The following is a 19,731-nucleotide window of genomic DNA, read 5'->3' as shown; positions in this document are numbered from 1 at the left end:
AGGCCCTTACATGATGGTGGTGGCTTTGGTGACGAGATAAATGATCAAGATCAGCAGGCCGACACCTACGGCTACGCCCGCTCCGAGATCCGACCACTTCTTCTTCCCGTCATGGATGGCGTGATAGGTGCCGTAGGTATGCCAAGCGACCCCCAGAAAGACAGCCGCGCAGATGAGCAGCGCGAGGAGCATCGCTCCGTCATAGCCGAAGTTCTGGATGGTTTGCATGATGCCCGATCCCTCCCCACGGCTAGGTGCCTCGGGTTTGGGGAGTGCAGCCAAGGCGACACCTGGGAGTGCCAAAGAGATGGCAGCCAGGCTCCGGTAGAGGGCGGACAGTTTGTGGAAGGTGAATTTCAGCATGAGTGTCTCCGTATGGGTCAGCTGAGGAGGAAGAAAGAGGTGATGCCGAGGAGGACCAAGATCCGTATCGCGGAAGCGCCGGCAGTGGCGCTGTCGAGGTTGTTGGTGGCCCAGCCGCGCCAGGTGCTGTACATCGCCCAGGCGGACCACAGCAGAAGGAAGGTCATAGCTGCTCCAATGAACAGCCCCTCGCCGGCCGATGGGGGAAAGCCAGCGGCGGCCTGGAACGCCGATGTCTGGGCTCCGCTCATACTCACGGCATCGGCCCTCCGCGCAGGGTGTAATTCCCAGATAGGTCGGAAGGGTCACGCGGTTGGGCGCGGCTGGGCGTCATGTAGTCCTGCAGGCCTTGGCGGATGCGCTGCAGGTCAGCGGCCAGGCGTGAGTAGTCGAAGTAGAAGCGCTGTCCGGGCTCATCGGCGCCCTGGGCACTGCGGCGGGCGGTGTCCTCGAGGGCGTTGAGCTGCCGGATCATCACCTCCAGGTTCGCCTGCTCGGAGGCGCTCGCTGCGAAAGCTCCCTGTGCGACCAGCGCACTGCAGGCCAAGACGGCCAGGCAGTTTCGGCGAAGGGATGGATGTGGAGTGTTCACGGCGAATCTCTTGCAGATCAGGGTGCGATCAGCTTGCCGATCGCCCTGATTCCATTCCGCAAGAAATACTCGGCGCGGGTCCGGGGTATTTTTTTATGAGGTTGCGCGTTTGAAAAACAGCAGGTAGCTGACGGGCAGAGCGACGCCCCAAGCCCAGCCTTGGGCGTTTTGATTGCCGATCTCGGTTACGCCCCGCATGAGTGGCTGAACGCTCACCAGCTCCCAGCCTTCCTGGCCCAGACGCACGACCTCGGCCCAGCGCAGAGGGTTGAGCAAGGCGTGGTCGTCGGGTTCCAAGGTGTCTTCTTTGTGTTTGAACATCGCGACGCCCTTGGTGAGGGTTTTGTAGGGAATGACGATGTTCTCGACATGGTATTCGAAGGACTGTTTTATGCTCATGGTGTGCTCCTGGATCGGTTCGGGGAAAACCGCACCGTTTCAGGGGCAGGGGGAGGGCTTCAATCGAAAATACCCTTACTGGGTACCGAGGATTTCTGCAGTTTCGCTTTACTCCCTATTACTGACCACCAGTTCCTTCAGCTTTCTCTCGTCCACGTACCGCTGCATGATCGACAGCACCAGGCTGTTGATGGCGAGGATCTTCATCGCGCGGGTCACCGCGACGTAAATCAGATTCAGCTCATCGTCACGCTTGCCCGGGTCCGTGTCGGGGGCCAGTGGATCCGCGTTGAAGTCGTCATACAGGCAGACGAAATCCCATTCCAGCCCCTTGGCCTTGTGTGCGGTGGTCAAGGTGATCGTTGCGTCCAGCTCATCGTCAAGCGTCAGTGAGCGAAGCTCGAGGATCCGCGCCGGTAGATCAGGGTAGGTCGAGATGATCTTGATCGAGCGCAGCATTTCACTGTCCTGGCTGATCTCGGCGATCTCCACGTACTGGGTGTAGTCGCGGTAGTCCCGGAGCAGCTTTTTGTTCTGGACGTTTTGGCGCAGGCCTCGGCTGAATGCGTACAGATCCTCCAGGTCGCGCAGCGAGTAACTGTCGATACCGCCTACCCAGTAGAACTTGGGCGCCGGATTATTGCGCACACGCTGCAGGGCATTTTCGATGACGCCGATAACGGTGCGGTGAATGAAAGTGCGGTGAGGAAGGTCCGCCGGGAGGGACTTTTTCACCAGCGTCTGCGGGCCCAGTCCTTGAAGTTTACGTGTCTCGCCCTTGTAGGAGAGGATGATGTTGGCCACGTGCGCAATCGCGGGGCCGAACCGCCAGCTCTGGGTCAGGTAGTGCTCCTCGGCGCCGACCATCCAGTCGCTGTTCAGGGCATCCTCCGCGCCTTTGAACCGGTAGAGCTGCTGATGGGGATCGCCGACGATAGCCATTTTGATGCGCTGCCAGTGGGCAATGTCCGCGATCACTGGGTTGATGTCCTGTCCCTCGTCCAGGAGCATGCAGTCGAAGCGCTGGCTCAAATTGGGCTTGCTCAGTTGATACAGCTTCAGGTAGCCGTCATGGGGCATCAGCATGCCGGTGTCCTGGAGATCTACCATGCGCCTCCAGACTACTCGCGCCATGTCCAGGCCCTGCTTGAGGAAGCGTTCCTGGGCACTGGTGAGGAACGCCTTGTCGCGGAAGCGCGGGAAGTGCGGTCGGCCGAGCTCTGCGTCGGCGCTGGCCATGTAGTTGTTCAGCGTGGCCAGCACGTCACGTACCAACTCCCAGTCTTGGGTATCGAGTCCGCGGGCGATATCGGTCAGACGCAGGTTCTTCGTCTTCTTGTGGGCGTACTGGATGCCATACACCGCATGAGCCAGGCTGTGGGCGGTCTTGCATACTACGTTGCGGGGGAACTTGCCCTTCGCGGCCTTTTCCACCGAGCTGTTGTAGCAGAGGTAGAGGATTCTCAGGGTAGGGTTCGCCTTGGCAAAGCCCACCAGGGTGGTGGTCTTGCCAGTGCCGGCGAAGGCTCGCACCAGGATCTTCGATGCCTTCGACTGGATGATCGGTGACTGTTCGTGAGTCCACTGCACGGCGGGTCTCCTACAGGTACTTTTTGAAGGTGGATGCTGTGATGCATACCGCTACGCCGAGCAGCGCGGCGCAGGGCAGCAGGATGAGCAAGGGGTTGATGCTGATGGGGATTGCCAGGTAGAGCGTCCAAGGGACGACCGCTAGCGGAATGATGCTGCCGCGCGCCTTGTGGTAGAGGTAGCTGGACTCCCGGCCGGCGCCGAACTTGCGCAGGTCCCGGCGCACCAGGCCGTCCACCAGGCCGGTGAACGCGGCCATCAGGAACAACGGGATCGTCATGACCAGAATCACCAGGCGCACGACGAATGTCAGCACCGTGTACAGCGCGGCCAGGCCGTAGTTCTGCAGCGTGGAGACACCCTGGGCGGTGAGATAGCGAACGTCCAGCGGGCTCCGTGGCCCTGCCTGCGCGATGGTGGTCATGTTGGTCATCCAGTCGACTATCCCGGTCTTCACAAACAACCAGTCATAGGCCAACTGGGCCAGCCAGGTGGCGGTTCGACCTGGCTCCTGCACGACGACGCTGTGTAGCAGCCCCTGCGACAGCCAACTGAGTTCGTACTCGAACATGGCCTGGGCATGCTTCCAGCCCGCGTCAGGCCAGAAGAAATACAGGCAAACCCACTCCACGATGATTGCGCCGACCAGCGAACCGAACATCACGCCGAGAAATTGGAAGGGCGTACTGACGATGGTGCCGACAAGGGTCTTCTGGCTCTCTTGTTGCTGCTCTGCACGTTGAGTGACTTCAGCCATCAGGCGGCATCCTCATCGGCGCCGAGGTGACGGAAATCGTCGACCAGGTCCTGGGGCAGACCATCCTGCAGGGCGGAGTATCCCGGCGCCTCCCACCACTCGCTGTTGGCGGCCTGGCCCTTGCGCATACCGGCAGCCAGCTCCTGCAGGCTTTTCGGCATCACCTCGTCGGGATCGACCGCCGGCATCGGCATTCGGATCTTCCAGAGATTGCCGCCCTCGAGCAGCGCGAACGCCTGTCCTTTGGGCAGGCCAACGATGTGGGCCGGCTCGAGCATCGGCACGCTGGTCATCTGCACCTGGTCGTGCGAGCTGGAAGTGAAGGCTGCCTTCTTGTTGTTGATCGCGTCGTTGGCACCGCTCGCCGGTGTGCTGGTGTAGATCTGGACCTTGGGGAGCTGGTTGGTCAGGAGTTCGGCCGTGGCGGTCTCGCGCACCCGCAGCATGAACAGGTTGTTGAAGTTGCCGATGATCTGACCGGCCTTCGCGCGGGAGCCGATCTTGGCCTCGATGTCGCTCATGGTCTGGGTGTAGGCCGTCACCTGCACGCCGGCGCCGCCCGCTTTGTTGACCATGGGGATGAACTCGTCGCCAATCAGCTCGTTGAACTCGTCGGCATGCAGGTTGATGCGGACCTTGCCGCCAGCGAGCGAGCCGGGCAGGCCGTCATCGACACCATGCTTGTAGATGTGACCCGCCACCGAGACCAGGTCGCTGAACATGGAGTTGCCCACCGCGGCGGCGACCTCGGTATCCGATAGTGCGTCGAGGCCGACGTAGACCACGGCGCGTTTGCGGATGACCTGCATCCAGTCGAAGATCGGCCGCGGATCGTTGAGGTCCGCGTAGTTGGGCGAAAGCAGCTCCGAGATCCGCCCAGTGGTGAGTTTCTCCAGCAGCGGCAGCAGCGAGGCCACGATCTTGTCGAAGTAGGTCTTGTCGTAGCGCACGGCGCTCTTCAGGCCTTCCATGACCGGGTCGGCGATGCGTTTCTGTGTCAGGTACTGGTCGATGGCCACGACCCGCAGGGGCCGTCCTTTCATGTTGAACGGGATGTTCTTGTCGTTGAGCTTGCCCTCGATCTGGATGATGGTGTCCCAGGCCCTGGGATCGTGCTCGCTGATGTATTTCTGCGCATATTCGACGAACAACGCATCGATGTTCACGACGTGCCGGAGGATCTGCTGGTAGTCAGGCCGGATACCCAGCGCGTGCAGCGCGCGGGCGATGATGTTGACGAACCGCCAGGCGAACTCGCGGAACGCCGCGCTGTTGCCCTCGCCGGAGAGCTGGCCGGCGACGCGTGTGGCGACCTCGGAGATCCGACCGAACCGGCCGACGGCGTTGTAGCGTGCCGACAGGTCAGGATGACCGAGGTGGAACACGTAGAACTCATCGAGGCGGCCGGCACGTGCGCATTCCACGTACATACGCTTCAGCAGGTCAGCGTCGCCTTTCGGGTCGAAGACGATCACCACCTCGTAGTCCGGCTGCTCCTCTGCGCGCCGGCGCCTGTGGCCGTGGTGAACCGTCTGGGTCCGCCGGCCCATCTTCACCCGCCGGCGTCGTACCCGGCAGTGAGTGCGGCGAATATCCTGGGTGATGAACAGCTCCGCGAGTCGCGTCTTACCCACTCGCGTGGTGCCGAGCACCAGGGTGTGGCCGACGCGCTCGCCCAGTTGCAAGCCCACGTCCTCCTCATGCGGTTCGATGCCGTGGAGCCGAGGTAGGCCGCCCACAGGCGGCAGCGGCCGAGCGGGGTTCCAGGCCACGTCCCATGCCGTAGCCTTGGCGACCAGCTTCAGGGGGAAGGGGGCGAACTCGAGCTGCTTCTCCAACCGGCGCGCGCGCTCGTAGAGCGGCGAGGGCTCGACGTAGGAGGCGAACTGGGGCAGGTAGGTATCCGCCAGGCGCTGTGTGTGTTTCTGCGTCCAGCGAAAGCCCTTGCCGATGAACAGGTGTTCGTTGCTGACCGGCATTTCGGCGCTGGTCATCGTGTACTTCGGCAGCCGGCGGATGTTCCGCCGGTAGCGGAGCACCACGCCGGCCTGCTTCAGCCGCACGATACCCAGCCAGGCGAAGCCCAGTGCGGCCACGATGCCGAACAGCGGAGTGAGGGCGAACGTCCACGGCGCGACGATGCAGAGCGCGGCCGCGGTGAAGCACACGGTCGTGGTGTAGAGCTCCACGGCCGGCCGCAAGAGCGCTTCCAGCGGGTACTGGCCAGCCATGGGTTACACCTTCAGGCTCGCCGGCGAGTCCAGGCTGCCCGGTTGGCGGCGCTTGGCATGAAGTTCGAGCACCTGTTTCCTGGCTTGCTCTACCTCATCATCAGGCAGCATCTGTTCCAGCAGCTCGCAGAGGGTCGACTCGTCCTCAAAGGCCTTGGACGTCACCTCACCGCCGTAGCGTGAGATCAGGCCGAGCAACTCTTGGTACATGAGTTGGCGTGCCTGAGCGTCGCTCGGCTGCTTGATGACCAGGGTGATCAGGTGAGTAGTCATGAGGACTCCTACTGCTGGATGGCGGTGGATGTGATGAGGGCGGGGTAGTGCCGCAGTCCGAGCCGGTCGACCAGGTCGTCCGCCGGCGCCGGCAGTATCTGAAGTCCTTTCCCCCAGGCACGGATTTCCGTCAGACGCGCTTCGCTGGCCACGTTCACTGCCAGGCCCACAGCGTGGAGGCCTCGGAGCTCGTCGCCTCGCTCCTTCAGCCAGGTTCGAGACAGCGTGTCGTCGCCGACGAGGAACAGAGGTTGCAGGCCTGGGGCGTTGATGGCGCGCCCCTGAACCTGGCCTGGCGAAAGGCGTGCCGAGCGAACTGGAAACGCACCTGAGCCACGGACACCCAGGTCGCCAGGTCCTGGTGTGGCAGCGGATGGCTGCGGATCCAGGCCCTGGTAGTAGGGGAGCGCTGAGGCTCCGCCGAGGTCTTCGACAACGATCAGCCCGGCGGCCCAGGCTTGAGTCGCGAACGCCGTGCAGAATGCCAGCGTGGCTAGGATCTTCTTCATGGATTGGTCACCAGCAGGTTGACGCCGAGGACTTGGCTAAGGTGGCGGGATACCGTCCTGCGGTACTTGGCGGCAGGCTCGCCGCCGGCGGGGCGGTGGTAGCGGCCGGCAACCTGGATCCAGTCCACCGGCCTCCCAGGGGCGGATGCGTACAAGGCGTCCCGCTGCTCGACCAGGATGTCGGAGGTGGCGTCCAGGTTCTTGTACGGATCCAGGGAGTCGCAGGGGCTGGAGAAACGATGTCCGTTCCAGCCGATGTTGACCTGGCCGAGGCCGGAATCGACGCTCTTGGCCCCGTAGAGGTTGATCGCCGTGAGTAGCGCGGTGCAGGCGGCGGTGCGGGTCGCGTAGTAGTACGATTTCCCGACGACGTTCAATGTCCAGGGCCAGGGAACGTATTCGCCGCGCAGCAGGACCTTGCTCTCGGTCAGCGCGACCGAGTAGAGCACCTCGGCCGGAACCCCTTTGGGTAGGGCGATCTGCTTGTACGCCGGCGGTGGATCCACGGCGGCCTGAGCGATGTTGGCCAGGACCAGCAGGGCGGCCAGTTGGAGGGCGCGGATTACAGACGTTGCCATCGGCCGTTCACCTCCTGGACCAGGGCGGGAAGGGCCCCGCCCAGTCCCAGGGCCATCCAGCGGCCCTCGTCATGATTGAGCGTGATCTGCTTGCTGCGAACCTTTTTCGGGTCGACGCCGGCGAGGATTGCCCAGTGCCGCACTCGCTCTGCGTCGTTCTGGCTACCGACGAAGTAGAGATCGAACTCCTTGTTCTGCTGCTGCAGGTCGCGGACCCGCTGGATGCAGGCGGTGCAGTTGTCCTGAACGAACAGGGCCAGGCGCCCGCTGCTCTGCAACGCTGGGCTCATGTTCGGCGCGCCCGACGGGTTGGCCGTGCTGCTTTCGGTGAGGCGGATGACCCCCTCGCCTGGATAGGCGCGGGCGAAGGCTTCGTCGTATGCGCGCTGGTAGGCGAGTTCCTTCTCGACCCGGCGCCGTTCGGCCTGGACCTGTAGATCGGCATACCGCCGCCGTTCCTCTGCCGATCGTGCCTCGATGCCCAGCGCGGTCAGCGGGTCAATGCCAGGCGAGTACACGCCCCTGGGGCCTTGCATGAGCGTCTGGTAGCGGGTCCATTCCTGTTGGTTCAGTCCCCACTCCTGGGCCAGGTCGCTCTGAGATGTCTGCTGTTTCAGCGTGCCGAGTTGGCTACCGGACAGCCGGCTGCTGGTCTCTCGGCTCGCCGCAGCCTCCTGACCGACTGCGGGATAACTCAGCAGCAGCACCAGGCCGGACAGGAGCGATACGGTTCTGTTCATGTGCGGGGTCCTATGGTTGGATGCGAACGCTGCGCGAGGCGCCGGCGACGTCGAAGTGCGCGGTACGATCGTCAAGGTCGGTCAGTCGCCAGGTCGTGCCGGCGACGGCATCGCCCTGGCGAATGAGGTAGATCTGGCTGAGCTGGGTGGATCCCGGAGGTGCAACCGACAGAAACCGTTCGCCCCCGCGATACTCCACGCCGAGGATTGAGAAGGGCGGAGGCTCGATTGGCTTGGGTTTCGGCTTGGGCTTGACAGGGAAGGCACCGCGCTTCGGTGGAGGCACGATCAGCGGCGGAGCCTTGGCTTGCTTCTCTTGCAGCGTGCGGACAGAACCGTCCAGCGTCTCCACTGTAGCCTTGAGCACCAGGAGATCGCCGGCCGAGGCGGTGGTTTGAGCCAGGTTCTCGACGGCGTCGGAGGCCTGCTTGGCGAAGGCCTGCGCGGCGTCAATGCGGTTGGACAGTGCCTGCTGGCCTGAGCGGAAGTCCTCGTTGCTGACCAGGTGCTGTCCATCCACGGCGTCGAGGCGCTCGTCGACTCGATTCAAGCGAGCCAGGATCGCCTCTAGCGAGGTCTTTTCCGCGGCACTGTCCACGCCTGATCGGAGCTGAATGAGTTGGTACTGCTGGTAGCCCAGCAGGCCGGCCATTGCCGTCAAGCAGAGGCCAAGAATCATTGATGCAGGGGATGGGCGTTTCATGAGTGTCCTCGCGCGAAGCCAGAGACACCCTCTCAGACTGCCCCCATTGAGGCAGTAGGAAATACTCGGTGAGTGGGGGTGGGATTTTTTGGATAGGATTCTGGCGAATCGCCGGGTCTGATTCGCTATGCGAAGATCAGTCGACTCTGGGTGCCCTTCACACGCATCTAGGCTGCGTCATTTCTGGTTAACACTGCTTCGAGGAAGCCCTAGGCCATGAGTACAAACCTTCCTCAGCTCGAACAAACCATCATCGATATAGCGCGCTAGGAACTGGCTGCTGTGGCTGCTTTTTATCGCAAGAGGGAGGCAGGGATTGAGAGCGCGCACTTCGATGAGGCATGGAGCGAATACCTGGCTCGCTACCATGCACTGAGCACGCTTTTGGTGCTCGGCCAGTTGCCTAATAGCGGAATGAGCGAGGCGGTAGACCAGGTGCTTGCCGGCACGCCGCTTCGTCATGTCGCCGAGACGCTCGGCATCGCTGAAAGCCTGCTGGGCAAATGGAAGCGCCAGTACGAACAGCAAGGTGACGAGGCCTTTCCGGGCAATGGCAAGCAGCGCGGTGAGAGCGCGGAGCTGCGTCAACTACGCCAGCAACTGACTCAGGTCACCATGGAGCGCGACGTATTAAAAAAGGCGCTCGCCATCTTCTCGCAGCCCACGAAGTGAGGTTTCGTGCCATTGAGGCGTTGGCTGGTCGTTACCCCGTAGCACCGATGTGCCGGCTGCTGCGGGTATCGCGCAGCGGTTTCTATGCCTGGCAACAGCGACCACCTTCGGCGAGAAAGATGGCGAATCGTCGTCTGAGCAAGGAGATCCGCACCATCCACCACGAGGTGAATGGGATCTATGGCCATCGCCGCATCAAGGCCGAGTTGACGGCCATGGGGCAGGCGTGTGGTCGGCACCGGGTCGCTCGGCTGATGCGCGAAGCCGGCCAGCGTGTTTGTTCGCGCAAGCGCTGGCGGCTGGTTTCCAGCAGTCGTCACGCTCTGCCGATTGTCCCGAATCACCTGAATCGCCAGTTCGCCTCGGATCGCGCCAATCGGCACTGGGGCTCGGACATGACCTACGTGCGGACGGCCCAAGGCTGGTTGTACCTGGCCGTCGTGCTCGATCTCTATTCGCGCGCTGTCATCGGTTGGGCGATGCACCACCGCATGCAGCAGGCCCTGGTACATGCCGCGCTGGAAATGGCTGTGGCACGCCGCCAACCACAGACGGAGGTACTGCTGCACTCGGATCGTGGCAGCCAATACTGCGCCTACGACTACAAGGCCTTGCTGCGGCGGCATTGCATCGTGTCCAGCCATTCACGTCCGGGGAACTGCTGGGACAACACTGCGACGGAGAGCTTCTTCCGTTCGCTGAAGGCCGAGCGGGTGTACCTGACGCGCTATGCCAACTACCAGGAGGCGAAAACCGACTTGTTCGAGTGCATTCGCTTTTACAATCACCGCCGTCGCCACTCGACGTTGGGCTATCTCAGTCCGATGGAGTTCGAGCGGCGAAATGCGAGCAGTAACTCTTAACTACCTGTCCACCAGTTCCGGGACAGACCACTGTTACCTGTCCACCCCAATTTGATATTTGCTGGCCGACAGGATTGGTATCCGCAGCACCTGTAATCTGTAACGCACTCCTGACTGGCATCGTCGTATGCTGAGTGCCTACGCATCACGCATAGGCAGCTTCCGGCTGCCAAAACAATTGCAAACAGAAAAAAGTTCCAAGAAGCCGCATAGGAAATACTCCTCCTTAAAGGCTGGCAGATTTTAACTAATGTAGCGAAGTGGTAAATTCCAAAGGTCTGGTCTTTGGGAAATTTCCTAAGGATTGATCGGCTGGCGATGCTCCGGCCGTTCGGTTTCCAAGGCTATTGCGCTGTCTATGAAGGAAGGTGGCGATCCGTTCGATAAACTGCTGACCTAGCAGCGGGTCTACGACGAGGCCTGGCAGCGCCTAGAACAAGGTGTCCAGTGGGTCAACCTCGCTATGTGACCCGCTCCGACGCATGCTCCGCGGTGCTGCAGGCGCTTCCTGCCATCCGCATCGATACTGGCTTGGGGCAGTCCAAGAGGGGACTGGCCGCTCGCCGTCGGCCGCTACCACCGCCCAGCCGCGGCATGACGCGAGTTTTGTTCGAGCTCGGCAAGTTGCCCGGTGGAAGCGGATAGGGGCATTGAGAAGCTGGTCAGCTCCCCACCCTCAAAAAGTGGGTAGCGGCGTCCTAACCCGATACCATGGACACCGTCATCAGGGATAGGTCATTCTGGAAGAGCGGTCTGGGATGCCGCGTCTCGAAGGTTTTCATGAACGACAAAACGACGAATCCGAGCTACAGAGAGTTCATGCGGGCACGACGCCCTGGACTCTACTCCGATACCTTGCATGTCGAGGTCGGCGAGATGGATCGACGCCAATTCGAGTTCCATTTGCACTCTTTGACGAGTCGCAAGGAAGAAACCGCGTTTGAGAACTTCGCGCGGGTGCTAGGCGAAAAGGAGATTTGCCCAAACTTGATACCACAAACCGGGCCTACCGGCGGTGGTGACAGCAAGGTTGATACCGAGACCTATCCGGTCGCCCCAGCGATAGCGACGCTCTGGTATGAGGGAAGTCCTACGTCGGCTGACCAGCGTTGGGGCTTCGCTATAAGCGCCAAGGCTGACTGGAAGCCGAAGATTCGCTCTGACGTCGCAAAAATTGTTGCGACTGGCCGTTCGTACTCGCTCATCTATTTCATTTCGAACCAAGCCATCAAGGACAAAGATCGTGCCGACATGGAAGATGCCCTGACGGCCAGCCATGGCGTTCAGGTGCGCATCCTCGACCGCACCTGGATTATCGAGAAAGTTGTTCGAAACCGTCGATGGGATGTTGTGGCGGAGACTCTTCAGTTCGAACTCATGCATAAAACGCTCTCGACGCCGGGGCCATTAGACGTCGGCAGGCTTCGTGACCTGGAAGCGCTGGACGAGAAGATAGAGGCAGCAGCGGTCTCCGCGACGACTCCGCAATTGGTTGAAGAGAGCTTACAGTCCGCACTGCTTGCACGTGCCCTCGACAGGCCAAGATATGAGATTGATGGTCGTTTCGACCGTGCAGAACGTCTGGCACAAAGAACAAACAACAGTAGACAACATCGGCGCATCCTGTACCAAAAGGCGTGGACCGCCTTATGGTGGTTCGACGATTCGGAGGAGGCGGCCAGGCTTTACGAGCCTCTTGCGGCCGAAGCCCTTTCCTCGGACTGGATTTGGGACATTGAGGGCGTCGTCAATCTGTGGCTTGCCCTCCAGGCAAGCAACGCCTTGGACGAATCGCGAACGCTCGCCCTGCGAGTAGCTCTCCAGCGTCATGCCGATGACAAGACTAGGGAGACGAGCTCTCTGTGGGCGCAGACCCTGTTATTTCAAATGGACCTCGTCGCCGGCATGCGCGAAAAGGGCGACCTGCGGCCCATCTTCGTTGCTATGCGCCAAGTACTTAGCAATGTGCGCCGGCAGATTGAGTTCCCGATTGAACCTGTCGTTCGCCTCATACGCGAGCTATCGGCCATTGTTGGCGATTCACCTGGCTACGACGAGTTGCTGGACGCAGTCATCGAGATTGAGCGTGACAGAAACGGTGACCGCGCGGCCGGGGAGCTGCAGTTGCAGCGCGGCCTGCAGAAGCTTGAGCGACAGAAGTCCTATGACGCGATCGACGATCTGGCGCGTGCGCAAATGCTGCTTGCGCAGGAAGATTGTCGAGACGAGTTCATCGTAGCGCTTGGCGGCACGGGGTTGGCATATGAGTCTGCTGGCCTTCTCTATGCAGCCAGGGCGAACTTGGTGTCTGCGCTAGACCGCTGCCTGTATTCCTGGTTCAAGGAGGGGACTGTTGACCACCGAGCCTTGCCACTACTGAAAAAGCTGGCGTGGCTAGAATTGCAGCTTGGGCGCGTACCTTACGTGCTCGCTTGGGTTAAGTGGTTTGAGCCTATCCAGAGTGTGTTGAGCTTGAACGAGGAAGACACCAAGGCTCTCGAGCAGGAGTTGCAGGCCATTGACCGGGTCTTGGGGATCTTGATTCTGCGCACCGCGCATGAAGATTGGGCATCGCTGACCCGGCTTCCGGGCGTCCTGAGCAGTCTGGGCCTGGAGATGTCGCGCGCGGCGGCTCTCTTCATGCTCGGACATGTAGATAAAGTCCGAGCCGAATACGGTGCGGAGAACGATGACCTGAACCAGTTCGCGAGCGAGTGGCTGGCCGCTCCGGCGGCGCAGGATCTTCCGAATCGGCCTCTATGGCACTTCGGGACCACGACTATGACGACGGTCATTCTGGGGTGCCAGGTTGATGTTGTCGCCCGCGGCGGTATCGCATCAGCGTTGCTTGGCGAGAGCATCATTGGATTTCTCGAGGCCTTCTACTCCACTGCCGTGCGTTCCAGGCGACTTTGGTCTCCCAGGGAACGGCTGGTTGTGGAGGTCCGACAGTCAGAGGCTGCAACGCCGCCCTTTGTTCATCGCCAAACTGAGGATGACTGCGGCGAAACCAAGCTCGTCGTCACCCATCCTGTTCTGCCAGCCGAAAACCTGGTTGGTGAAGGTTTCGAAAAGCAGATATTTGAGCTTTTTGCGCATATCACCTCCGAGCTACAACTCGGTGTGGGCCGACCGGAATTCGAGGAGATGTTTGCGAAGCACCGTGCTCAAGACCGTGCCTACCACGTGGCGCGCTCTATCCTTTTCGTCACGAACATCCTGGGCAACTCGCCGCCAGGGCGGGCGGAAGACTGGGTTCGGGACGAAACTCTCGACGCGTTCCCGCTCGTGCGCGACGAACCTTGGATAGCGACCATTGCAGGGCCCGCGCCCACCGACCAGACTCCTGAACGGGATGCCATGCCCACGAGTGAACCATCGTTGGAACATCTATTTGGCGCGGATGCGTTGCGGCATCGCGACGTGATGGTCATGTCTCCCATCAATCTACCACTTTGGGATAAGGCCAAGTGGAAGGGGACTGCTGTGGCGCTGCCGCAGGTACCTGGCGAAGTGGTGCCGCCGTTTATGGGTCTCGCGTTCGAGAACTTTGACGCAGGCAAGAAGATCTTTCGCGGCTGGCGCAAGAAGGTTGGTGCTGAAAATCGCGACGGGTGGCTGAGTGTGACGGTCATAACCGGTATTCGCCGTGACCGCCCGCTGGACTATCGTGTAGCCATCGGCATCAGCGAGTCGTATCTGGAGACCGCAGCAAATGGCAAGCAACTGCTCGCCATGGCCTACCGGATGCATGATATGACGCCCTCATCCAACCGTAACTTGGAAGCCCTGCAAGGTCACTTTCGTCGTGCGGGATTCGTCTTCCTAATGCCCGTGATGTTCGACGCGGCGTCTTCTGGCACCCAGATGACAAATGAGAACTTTGAGCTCGGCATCCAGCTTTCCCAGTTAAGGTTCATTCCAGCTTGGCAGGTTGGGGAAACGTCGCCACTGCTCGGCGCCATGGGCGGCATAACTGATCCTGTTGTTCCACAGGATGTGGCCGAGGTGCCTTTCTTACGGGCTTTGGAACGCATCAGAGCACGGGCGTCGGGCGCCTAGATCGGGGATATCGTGCGCGTCGTACTGCATCTGGCGTGAACATCCGTGCTGTCGCCAGATGTACGGACCGTCTGCGCCCAATCTCAGCGGGAATCAAGCGGCGACCACTCAGTTTCCTTGATGGTCGAAGAAACCAGACCGATCAGCTTGTTCAAGTTGTCGAAGGTCACCGACTCAATCGCCGAGCGCTTGCGTAGACCTGGGCAGGGTGCGGTCGAGGCATGGTAGATGCTCCAAGGTTCAGCTGTACGATTGAGCTTGAGCAGGGCCTGGATCAAGGCATGCTTGGCCGGGTTCAGGTGCCAGTCCGGCACGCGCTGCCCACGATTACCCAGGTTGAGTGCCAGCAGGTTGCCTGCCTTGATTTCATAGCTGATCCACCGGCGCGACTTGCCCGCCATCTTGGCGTACTCGGCCACGGGAAGATTGTGGGGGGCCTCGAAGAGGTCAACCAACACCATCCGTTGCCTCTGGACGTCGGACATGGGCTCCTCATGCCTTGCGCGGCTGCGGTACCGCCGGCGGACGGTGTGTCGCAGCGGTCACCAGGGGTGCCGCCTCGGCCGATGGACTGACCAGAAGAATGGGGGCGGCCTGCGGTCGGGAGGTGTTGTTGGCGCCCTCCAGCCGCGGGACGTCCTCCATGCGCAAGGTCAGCGGCATGCTCGCCGCTTCGACCTTGTTTTGCTCGAAGAGGTCGAAGCGATCGGCCCAGTCCTGCATCATCCGTCGGCGCTGCTCGACGTACTCGGCGTGGTTGTAGGTGGCGCTGACCTTGTTGGGGTCGACGTGGGACAGCTGAGCATCGACCCAGACCTTGGGGTAGCCAATTTCGTTGAGTGCGGTGGACATCGTGGCGCGCATGCCATGTCCGGTCAGCAGGTCGCGATACCCCATTCGCTTGAGCGCGCTGTTGAGGGTGTTTTCGCTGATGCGGGCCTTGATGTCCACATCACCGCGCAGCAGGTAGCGCTGGGCGGGCTTGAACTGCTCCAACAGATAGCGAACGACTTCCATGGCCTGCACTGACAGGGGCACGATGTAAGGGGGGATGTGCTGCGGCAACTGGCGCTTGCGGCGCATGTCCGTCTTGAGCTGCTTGACGACATTGGCCGGTATGACCCACAGGCCCTGGTCCAGGTCGAACTGGTCGGGAGTCGCCTGGCGCAATTCCCCGGTCCTCACGCCGGTAAGCATCAGCAGCCGAAGGCCCAACTGCGTCTGCAGCCGGCCGCGGTATTTGCGCACGCGCTGCAAGTATTTCGGTAACTCGGCCATCCTCAGGAACGGGTTGTGGTTGACCGGAGGCAACGGCAGGGCCACCACATCCAGGTCCGAGGCCGGGTTGTGTTCAAGGCCCGATACGACCACCAAGGCATAGCGGAACATCTGGTTGAACCAGGTCCGGACCTTCTCGGCCACAGAAAGCGCCTTGCGTCGCTCTATGTTGCCGATGACCTCGAGCAGATCCGTACGCTTGATCTCGAAAAGGATGATCCCGCCGAAGCGGGATCGTGGTGAGGGGAGAACTACTCGGTATCCGGGTTGCCCGGGAGGCTTTCTTCCTGCAGCTCGATGCGCAGGTAGGAAGGCTCATCGGACGGCTCGACTATAGATAGGACCAGCTGCGCGAGCGCGCGGTCCTGCCCCTCTTCCTCCTTGTGGTACAGGTGGAATTGGATGTGCTTCGCGGTCGGCTGGAGCGAAAGCTCCTGCCAGGCGGTTTGAACGACACTGGCCAGCCGGGTGCCCATCTCGTCGACCCTGGCAGGGTTGGCGAGATAGACCAGGCGCAGCCAGGCCGCGTTGGTGAGAACGATCGGGAGTTTGAGGTACGCAGCAGTGTGGCCTGCGCTGGAGTGGCTGGAATGGTTGTTGAGAGAGGTCATGAGAGGTCTCCGAATACGCAGGCCTCTCCCGCGGGGATGAGGTCCCCGCGTGGGTGGGTAGGATGCACTCCATCACTTGCGTGATGCGACCGCGCTGCCGAGTGCTGTGGCGGTCTTGGGTGGGGTTGCGCTTGCGCGCCGGAGCCTTAAACCCTGGCTCCTTGGGAGGCGCTGTCAACGACAGCGAGCCAATTCGAATTCGGGGGCTGGCGGGATGTCCCGCCGGCCGGATTGCTCAATCGTCATAAAGCGGCAGGCCCTTGAGCGTGGGCGCGAATGGATCGAGTACCAGGTAGCGGATGTCTGCCTGAGCCGCCAGATGAAGTAGGTCGACCAGTTCGGCCGGGTAGCCAGCGGCGATCTGCTCCTCACGCAAGGCTGAGGCGGTCAAGTCCATCACTTCCAGGTTCTCGTCGGTCCAGGGCGTATGCACCAGTCGGAAGCCAACACTGCCTAGTTCGTCTATCCAGAAGATTCCAATTAGGACTCCAGCGAGTCGGATCAGCATCTTCGTGCCGAAACTCTCCAGGAGGGTGTGCAGAGCCCTCAACGGAATGTGGGATTTGCTGATCTCCCAGGAGCGACTCCATGGCTCATAGCGGTACGCTAGATGGTCCACAAGGGCATGGTCGCCATCAAGGGTGTAGGTGCCCCCGATGAAGCGGCCGGTATCTGCATCCAGAACGGCGTAGGTGACGTCGATCACCGTGCCTTCACTTCCGCAGCGCGCGGCTAGCTCTGGATCTATGTTTCCAGCTCCTACGATGAGGCAGAGGTCGTTGCTGAAGATGCAGGGTTGGCACTGGACCTCCCGGTCCTTCAAATGTGCTTGGCTGCTATGGATAGATCGATTGCACGGTACTTCGCTGTTCGAGTATTTGACTTGAAGCAGATGCTCGACGCGGTACCGGCACAGGTTTTCGAGGAACGGGTTCATTGTGCTCATGGCGTGTCCTTGGTGAGAAGGAGTAGCCCCCATCAAGGGGGGCACCCTTGATGGGTTTGTAAGATGTGGCGCAGCTAGCTAATCGCGCGGGTGTGCAGTCTCACTTCAACTGGTATCAAGCGGTCAGAACGACTGCGTCAGTGCTCAGGCTGGAGAAGATCAACCAAGCCATGTCGCAGAAGTGGCTGTTGTTCAGCAGTTCATCCTCGATGTCGGTCAGGCTTACTTCTTCAACTTCGGGCAGAGCGGGCATTTCAACGGCCTGGGCGTAATTCATGATGATCTCCAGATAATGGAGAACACCACGCCCTGGGGGAGATGGTGCCCCCCGGATGGGTATGCGATGAAGAGTGGCGCATAGCGTAGGTAGTGAAAGGCCCTCGGGATGAGGGTCGGTATTCAATCAAGCCTGCTCAAGCAGCGGCTTGTTCAGCGTGCTCAGCAGGAGCTGCGGGCTCACCTTGCGGTTCGCCTTGACCTTGCTGGGCTTTTTCAGCTTCTTCCTTCGCATCGTAGACGGTGGTGCCATCTACTTTGATCCAGGAGATGAAGAGCAGCCGGCCTTTGAGACTTGCGTCGGGCTTGCCTTGTTTCTCGCCTTTCTGGTGGATGAAGGGATCCGCCCAGATATCGCCGATACGGAAGGAAATCAGAACCTTCTTCTTGGCCTCGACTGCTTCCTTGCAACGGCGGACAAGCTTTTCAGCCTGGGCGCCGACCACTTTGCAGTCGATGTAGGAGTATTCCACGCTGTCTGCCGCGCCATGGAGGGCTGCGACGGTTACGGCGAGGAACGGTTCACCTCGGCGGATCGGTACTTCGCGGATGCGATTGAGGTAGCCGATACCGGTGGTGTGCAGGTCGAAATATTTGGCTTCTTGGGCTTGGGTGTTGTTGCTCATGATGGTTCTCCAGTTTCGTAAGCGAAAGCGGAGAAACACCTTGCCCGTCAGGGAAAAGTATTCCCCGCATGGGTCGGTATTGGGAGGTAAATCTGAGGGAGAGGGCTTCCATCAACCTGTGGTTGATTGATCGCGCTACCGGAAGCTGGTGCGATCTTGGGTTCGATCTACACGGAAATCCGTGTCGTAGTCTTTCAGATCATGACTACTGGGGGAGGATTGCCGACAACGTCAGCAGCTCACGGTGCAAAGAATGAAAAGGCCTGTTGCAGTTGTCAAGCCCCCGCGAATGAAAAAGCCCCTCACACGGAGGGGCTTGAGGTCAGTGCGGGCGGTGCCGATGGTTAAACTTCGTAAGCTTGCGCTTGAGGTTGGGCCAATCGGCCCAGGCCGCCATCGACAAGCACACTACAAGCAAGGCGGCCAGCATGATCACGCCGAAAGTCGTTTGGCTCATCTCAAGATTCCTCCTGAGTCAGGTAGATACCTGTAGACCAGATTACCACACCTACCGACAGCGCAAGGGCAGTCAGGATGCGATGCTCGCCGAGAAAAATGCCGATCAAACCAGCGGCTACCGCCGTGGTTCCAATCTTGCGTAGATCTTCTGCGATTGCGGAAAGTTTTGCGGACCCCATGGTTTTCCTCGATGAATACCGGAAAACCACCCTGCGGGATGGTTTCCCGGCAGGGTTGGTGGGAGGTGTGGATCAGCAGGTCAGCGGATCAACCGGGGCGATCAGTTGATCGAGGGAACCCAGCTTGAGCTCCTTCCTGACTGGCGTTTCAGCTTTGGCGGTCGCCTTGGCCGGCTTGGGTTTGCGTGCGCGCTTGGGCTTTTGCACCTCGCGCGTATTGGCTAGATACCAGTCATTCAGGTTGACATTCTTCAGCCGGACGATGGCTGGGATGTCGCTGATGTGTTCTAGCTCGCCAGCGGTCGGGCCGGCCAGGAAGGCAGGATCGATGCGCTGGACGCTCAACGCAACCGGCGCTTGTGCTTGCACTACGACCGGAGGGCGCCTGAGCGCACTGCGGAACTCACGCACAACACTGCCGAGGGCAAAGCCGATTTCGAAGCTGGTGGATTGCTTGGACATGGTGTTTCTCCTGCAGGTTGAGGGTGCGGAGAAAACACTGGCCCTGGCGGGGAAGTGGATTCCCCGCTGGGTTGCGGAAGGGAGCTTCTATCGACCGAGGCCGACCGACCGCGCTACCAGAAGCTATGCGGTCTTGGGTTGGATCAACACGGTGGGCTGTGCTGCAGCATTTCGGATCCGAGCTGCATGGGGCATGTCGCTGACAACGTCAGCAGATCACGCGTTCATCATCGAAGCGGGGGGCAAAAGTGTCAAGGTCAAGCAGGAGGGGGAGCGGATGCAGCGGGCGGAGAGCGAGGGCGGAAGAGCGCGGCTGGTAGAAACCCTGTCAAAGGTTTCCCCAGCCGTGTCTGGAAGGGGAGTCAAGTGAGCCACCTGTGGTTGAATCGTCGATCCCTGGGCATTGATCGTCTCGATCCCATCACCCGGCCATTATCGTGGCTTGGCCAGCAAACAGTAGGCACGCATCCGCGTACAAAGGGAGCCCTGCGTATCACCGGCGGGCCACCGGCAGGGAGAAGGAACCCGATGGGTAGCCTGATAGTCCTGGAGCAGGAGCATC

22 protein-coding genes and 1 pseudogene are annotated in these 19,731 nt (G+C 60.8%); 3 read left to right on the top strand and 20 right to left on the bottom strand.

Annotated elements, in window-relative coordinates; translation table 11 throughout:
* Window positions 1-6: 6 nt before the first annotated feature.
* The 12 genes from LJF27_RS09730 to LJF27_RS09675 all read right to left on the bottom strand — a co-directional run bounded on the left by LJF27_RS09730 (window position 7) and on the right by LJF27_RS09675 (window position 8,735).
* Entirely contained in the window at window positions 7-363 is a 357-nt protein-coding gene (locus LJF27_RS09730) for a TIGR03745 family integrating conjugative element membrane protein (protein ID WP_058167793.1), read from the bottom strand.
* A gap of 17 nt (window positions 364-380) precedes the next feature.
* A complete protein-coding gene (locus LJF27_RS09725) occupies window positions 381-620 on the bottom strand; it encodes a TIGR03758 family integrating conjugative element protein (protein WP_003125330.1) in 240 nt (79 codons plus the stop codon).
* Entirely contained in the window at window positions 617-955 is a 339-nt protein-coding gene (locus LJF27_RS09720; protein WP_058167794.1) for an RAQPRD family integrative conjugative element protein, read from the bottom strand. Before LJF27_RS09720 ends, LJF27_RS09725 begins: the two co-directional genes overlap by 4 nt.
* 93 nt (window positions 956-1,048) lie before the next feature.
* Window positions 1,049-1,354, bottom strand: a complete 306-nt coding sequence (locus LJF27_RS09715) for a hypothetical protein (RefSeq protein ID WP_003099832.1) — start codon at window positions 1,352-1,354, stop codon at window positions 1,049-1,051.
* A 108-nt stretch (window positions 1,355-1,462) separates the two neighbouring features.
* The gene (locus LJF27_RS09710; RefSeq protein WP_058167795.1) at window positions 1,463-2,944 is read right to left on the bottom strand and encodes a UvrD-helicase domain-containing protein; all 1,482 of its coding nucleotides are present in this window, start codon (window positions 2,942-2,944) and stop codon (window positions 1,463-1,465) included.
* A 10-nt stretch (window positions 2,945-2,954) separates the two neighbouring features.
* Window positions 2,955-3,701 (bottom strand): TIGR03747 family integrating conjugative element membrane protein, encoded by a 747-nt coding sequence (locus LJF27_RS09705; protein WP_017001405.1) that lies wholly within the window; start codon window positions 3,699-3,701, stop codon window positions 2,955-2,957.
* Entirely contained in the window at window positions 3,701-5,932 is a 2,232-nt protein-coding gene (gene traD, locus LJF27_RS09700; RefSeq protein WP_058167796.1) for a type IV conjugative transfer system coupling protein TraD, read from the bottom strand. Before traD ends, LJF27_RS09705 begins: the two co-directional genes overlap by 1 nt.
* A gap of 3 nt (window positions 5,933-5,935) precedes the next feature.
* Window positions 5,936-6,205 carry a hypothetical protein gene (locus LJF27_RS09695; RefSeq protein WP_003123353.1) on the bottom strand — a complete coding sequence of 90 codons (270 nt, stop codon included), beginning with the start codon at window positions 6,203-6,205 and terminating at the stop codon, window positions 5,936-5,938.
* Window positions 6,206-6,213: 8 nt separating this feature from the next.
* On the bottom strand, window positions 6,214-6,714 hold the full coding sequence (locus LJF27_RS09690) for an integrating conjugative element protein (RefSeq protein WP_003099819.1): 501 nt from the start codon (window positions 6,712-6,714) through the stop codon (window positions 6,214-6,216).
* Window positions 6,711-7,292 (bottom strand): lytic transglycosylase domain-containing protein, encoded by a 582-nt coding sequence (locus tag LJF27_RS09685; RefSeq protein WP_198339558.1) that lies wholly within the window; start codon window positions 7,290-7,292, stop codon window positions 6,711-6,713. Before LJF27_RS09685 ends, LJF27_RS09690 begins: the two co-directional genes overlap by 4 nt.
* Entirely contained in the window at window positions 7,277-8,032 is a 756-nt protein-coding gene (locus LJF27_RS09680) for a TIGR03759 family integrating conjugative element protein (protein ID WP_033985465.1), read from the bottom strand. Before LJF27_RS09680 ends, LJF27_RS09685 begins: the two co-directional genes overlap by 16 nt.
* Before the next feature lie 10 nt (window positions 8,033-8,042).
* Complete coding sequence (locus LJF27_RS09675; protein ID WP_003123350.1) at window positions 8,043-8,735, bottom strand: hypothetical protein; 693 nt, start codon at window positions 8,733-8,735, stop codon at window positions 8,043-8,045.
* Window positions 8,736-9,017: 282 nt separating this feature from the next.
* Between LJF27_RS09675 and LJF27_RS09670 the strand changes: the two genes are divergently transcribed.
* From LJF27_RS09670 to LJF27_RS09660, 3 genes are all read left to right on the top strand, one after another.
* Window positions 9,018-9,407 (top strand): transposase, encoded by a 390-nt coding sequence (locus tag LJF27_RS09670; protein WP_171945329.1) that lies wholly within the window; start codon window positions 9,018-9,020, stop codon window positions 9,405-9,407.
* Window positions 9,404-10,270: an IS3 family transposase gene (locus LJF27_RS09665; protein ID WP_058167798.1), complete on the top strand. Its 867-nt coding sequence runs from the start codon at window positions 9,404-9,406 to the stop codon at window positions 10,268-10,270. The genes LJF27_RS09670 and LJF27_RS09665 overlap by 4 nt, the downstream gene beginning before the upstream one ends.
* 780 nt (window positions 10,271-11,050) lie before the next feature.
* Window positions 11,051-14,332, top strand: coding sequence for a hypothetical protein (locus tag LJF27_RS09660; protein WP_128569572.1), 3,282 nt, complete (start codon window positions 11,051-11,053; stop codon window positions 14,330-14,332).
* A gap of 83 nt (window positions 14,333-14,415) precedes the next feature.
* On the opposite strand, the pseudogene LJF27_RS09655 reads toward LJF27_RS09660, so the two are convergent.
* The 8 genes and pseudogenes from LJF27_RS09655 to LJF27_RS09625 all read right to left on the bottom strand — a co-directional run.
* Window positions 14,416-15,823, bottom strand: a pseudogene (locus tag LJF27_RS09655) (tyrosine-type recombinase/integrase); the annotation flags it as partial.
* Between the two features lie 38 nt (window positions 15,824-15,861).
* The gene (locus tag LJF27_RS09650; protein WP_058167800.1) at window positions 15,862-16,221 is read right to left on the bottom strand and encodes a hypothetical protein; all 360 of its coding nucleotides are present in this window, start codon (window positions 16,219-16,221) and stop codon (window positions 15,862-15,864) included.
* Between the two features lie 235 nt (window positions 16,222-16,456).
* Complete coding sequence (locus LJF27_RS09645; RefSeq protein ID WP_058167801.1) at window positions 16,457-17,167, bottom strand: hypothetical protein; 711 nt, start codon at window positions 17,165-17,167, stop codon at window positions 16,457-16,459.
* A gap of 115 nt (window positions 17,168-17,282) precedes the next feature.
* A complete protein-coding gene (locus tag LJF27_RS09640) occupies window positions 17,283-17,444 on the bottom strand; it encodes a hypothetical protein (protein WP_171945330.1) in 162 nt (53 codons plus the stop codon).
* Between the two features lie 136 nt (window positions 17,445-17,580).
* Window positions 17,581-18,069, bottom strand: a complete 489-nt coding sequence (locus LJF27_RS09635) for an STY4534 family ICE replication protein (protein ID WP_016264237.1) — start codon at window positions 18,067-18,069, stop codon at window positions 17,581-17,583.
* A gap of 322 nt (window positions 18,070-18,391) precedes the next feature.
* Window positions 18,392-18,526 carry a hypothetical protein gene (locus LJF27_RS30385; protein ID WP_255320593.1) on the bottom strand — a complete coding sequence of 45 codons (135 nt, stop codon included), beginning with the start codon at window positions 18,524-18,526 and terminating at the stop codon, window positions 18,392-18,394.
* A 1-nt stretch (window position 18,527) separates the two neighbouring features.
* Window positions 18,528-18,707, bottom strand: coding sequence for a hypothetical protein (locus LJF27_RS09630; RefSeq protein WP_004347955.1), 180 nt, complete (start codon window positions 18,705-18,707; stop codon window positions 18,528-18,530).
* Window positions 18,708-18,779: 72 nt separating this feature from the next.
* Window positions 18,780-19,169 (bottom strand): hypothetical protein, encoded by a 390-nt coding sequence (locus LJF27_RS09625; protein ID WP_058167802.1) that lies wholly within the window; start codon window positions 19,167-19,169, stop codon window positions 18,780-18,782.
* Window positions 19,170-19,731: the final 562 nt, after the last annotated feature.

The sequence above is a fragment of the Pseudomonas sp. 203-8 genome, assembly GCF_020708595.1.
Classification (GTDB): Bacteria; Pseudomonadota; Gammaproteobacteria; order Pseudomonadales; family Pseudomonadaceae; genus Pseudomonas; species Pseudomonas aeruginosa.
The sequence above is the reverse complement of the archived record's forward strand: the minus strand, read 5'-3'. Positions and strand labels throughout refer to the sequence as shown.

Coding starts and splice junctions, on each gene's coding strand:
- LJF27_RS09730 (WP_058167793.1), bottom strand. CDS start 363: ATGCTGAAATTCACCTTCCACAAACTGTCCGCCCTCTACCGGAGCCTG.
- LJF27_RS09635 (WP_016264237.1), bottom strand. CDS start 18,069: ATGAGCAACAACACCCAAGCCCAAGAAGCCAAATATTTCGACCTGCAC.
- LJF27_RS09625 (WP_058167802.1), bottom strand. CDS start 19,169: ATGTCCAAGCAATCCACCAGCTTCGAAATCGGCTTTGCCCTCGGCAGT.
- LJF27_RS09660 (WP_128569572.1), top strand. CDS start 11,051: ATGAACGACAAAACGACGAATCCGAGCTACAGAGAGTTCATGCGGGCA.
- LJF27_RS09675 (WP_003123350.1), bottom strand. CDS start 8,735: ATGAAACGCCCATCCCCTGCATCAATGATTCTTGGCCTCTGCTTGACG.
- traD (WP_058167796.1), bottom strand. CDS start 5,932: ATGGCTGGCCAGTACCCGCTGGAAGCGCTCTTGCGGCCGGCCGTGGAG.
- LJF27_RS09695 (WP_003123353.1), bottom strand. CDS start 6,205: ATGACTACTCACCTGATCACCCTGGTCATCAAGCAGCCGAGCGACGCT.
- LJF27_RS09645 (WP_058167801.1), bottom strand. CDS start 17,167: ATGAGCACAATGAACCCGTTCCTCGAAAACCTGTGCCGGTACCGCGTC.
- LJF27_RS09715 (WP_003099832.1), bottom strand. CDS start 1,354: ATGAGCATAAAACAGTCCTTCGAATACCATGTCGAGAACATCGTCATT.
- LJF27_RS09690 (WP_003099819.1), bottom strand. CDS start 6,714: ATGAAGAAGATCCTAGCCACGCTGGCATTCTGCACGGCGTTCGCGACT.
- LJF27_RS09680 (WP_033985465.1), bottom strand. CDS start 8,032: ATGAACAGAACCGTATCGCTCCTGTCCGGCCTGGTGCTGCTGCTGAGT.
- LJF27_RS09685 (WP_198339558.1), bottom strand. CDS start 7,292: ATGGCAACGTCTGTAATCCGCGCCCTCCAACTGGCCGCCCTGCTGGTC.
- LJF27_RS09630 (WP_004347955.1), bottom strand. CDS start 18,707: ATGGGGTCCGCAAAACTTTCCGCAATCGCAGAAGATCTACGCAAGATT.
- LJF27_RS30385 (WP_255320593.1), bottom strand. CDS start 18,526: ATGAGCCAAACGACTTTCGGCGTGATCATGCTGGCCGCCTTGCTTGTA.
- LJF27_RS09650 (WP_058167800.1), bottom strand. CDS start 16,221: ATGACCTCTCTCAACAACCATTCCAGCCACTCCAGCGCAGGCCACACT.
- LJF27_RS09705 (WP_017001405.1), bottom strand. CDS start 3,701: ATGGCTGAAGTCACTCAACGTGCAGAGCAGCAACAAGAGAGCCAGAAG.
- LJF27_RS09640 (WP_171945330.1), bottom strand. CDS start 17,444: ATGAATTACGCCCAGGCCGTTGAAATGCCCGCTCTGCCCGAAGTTGAA.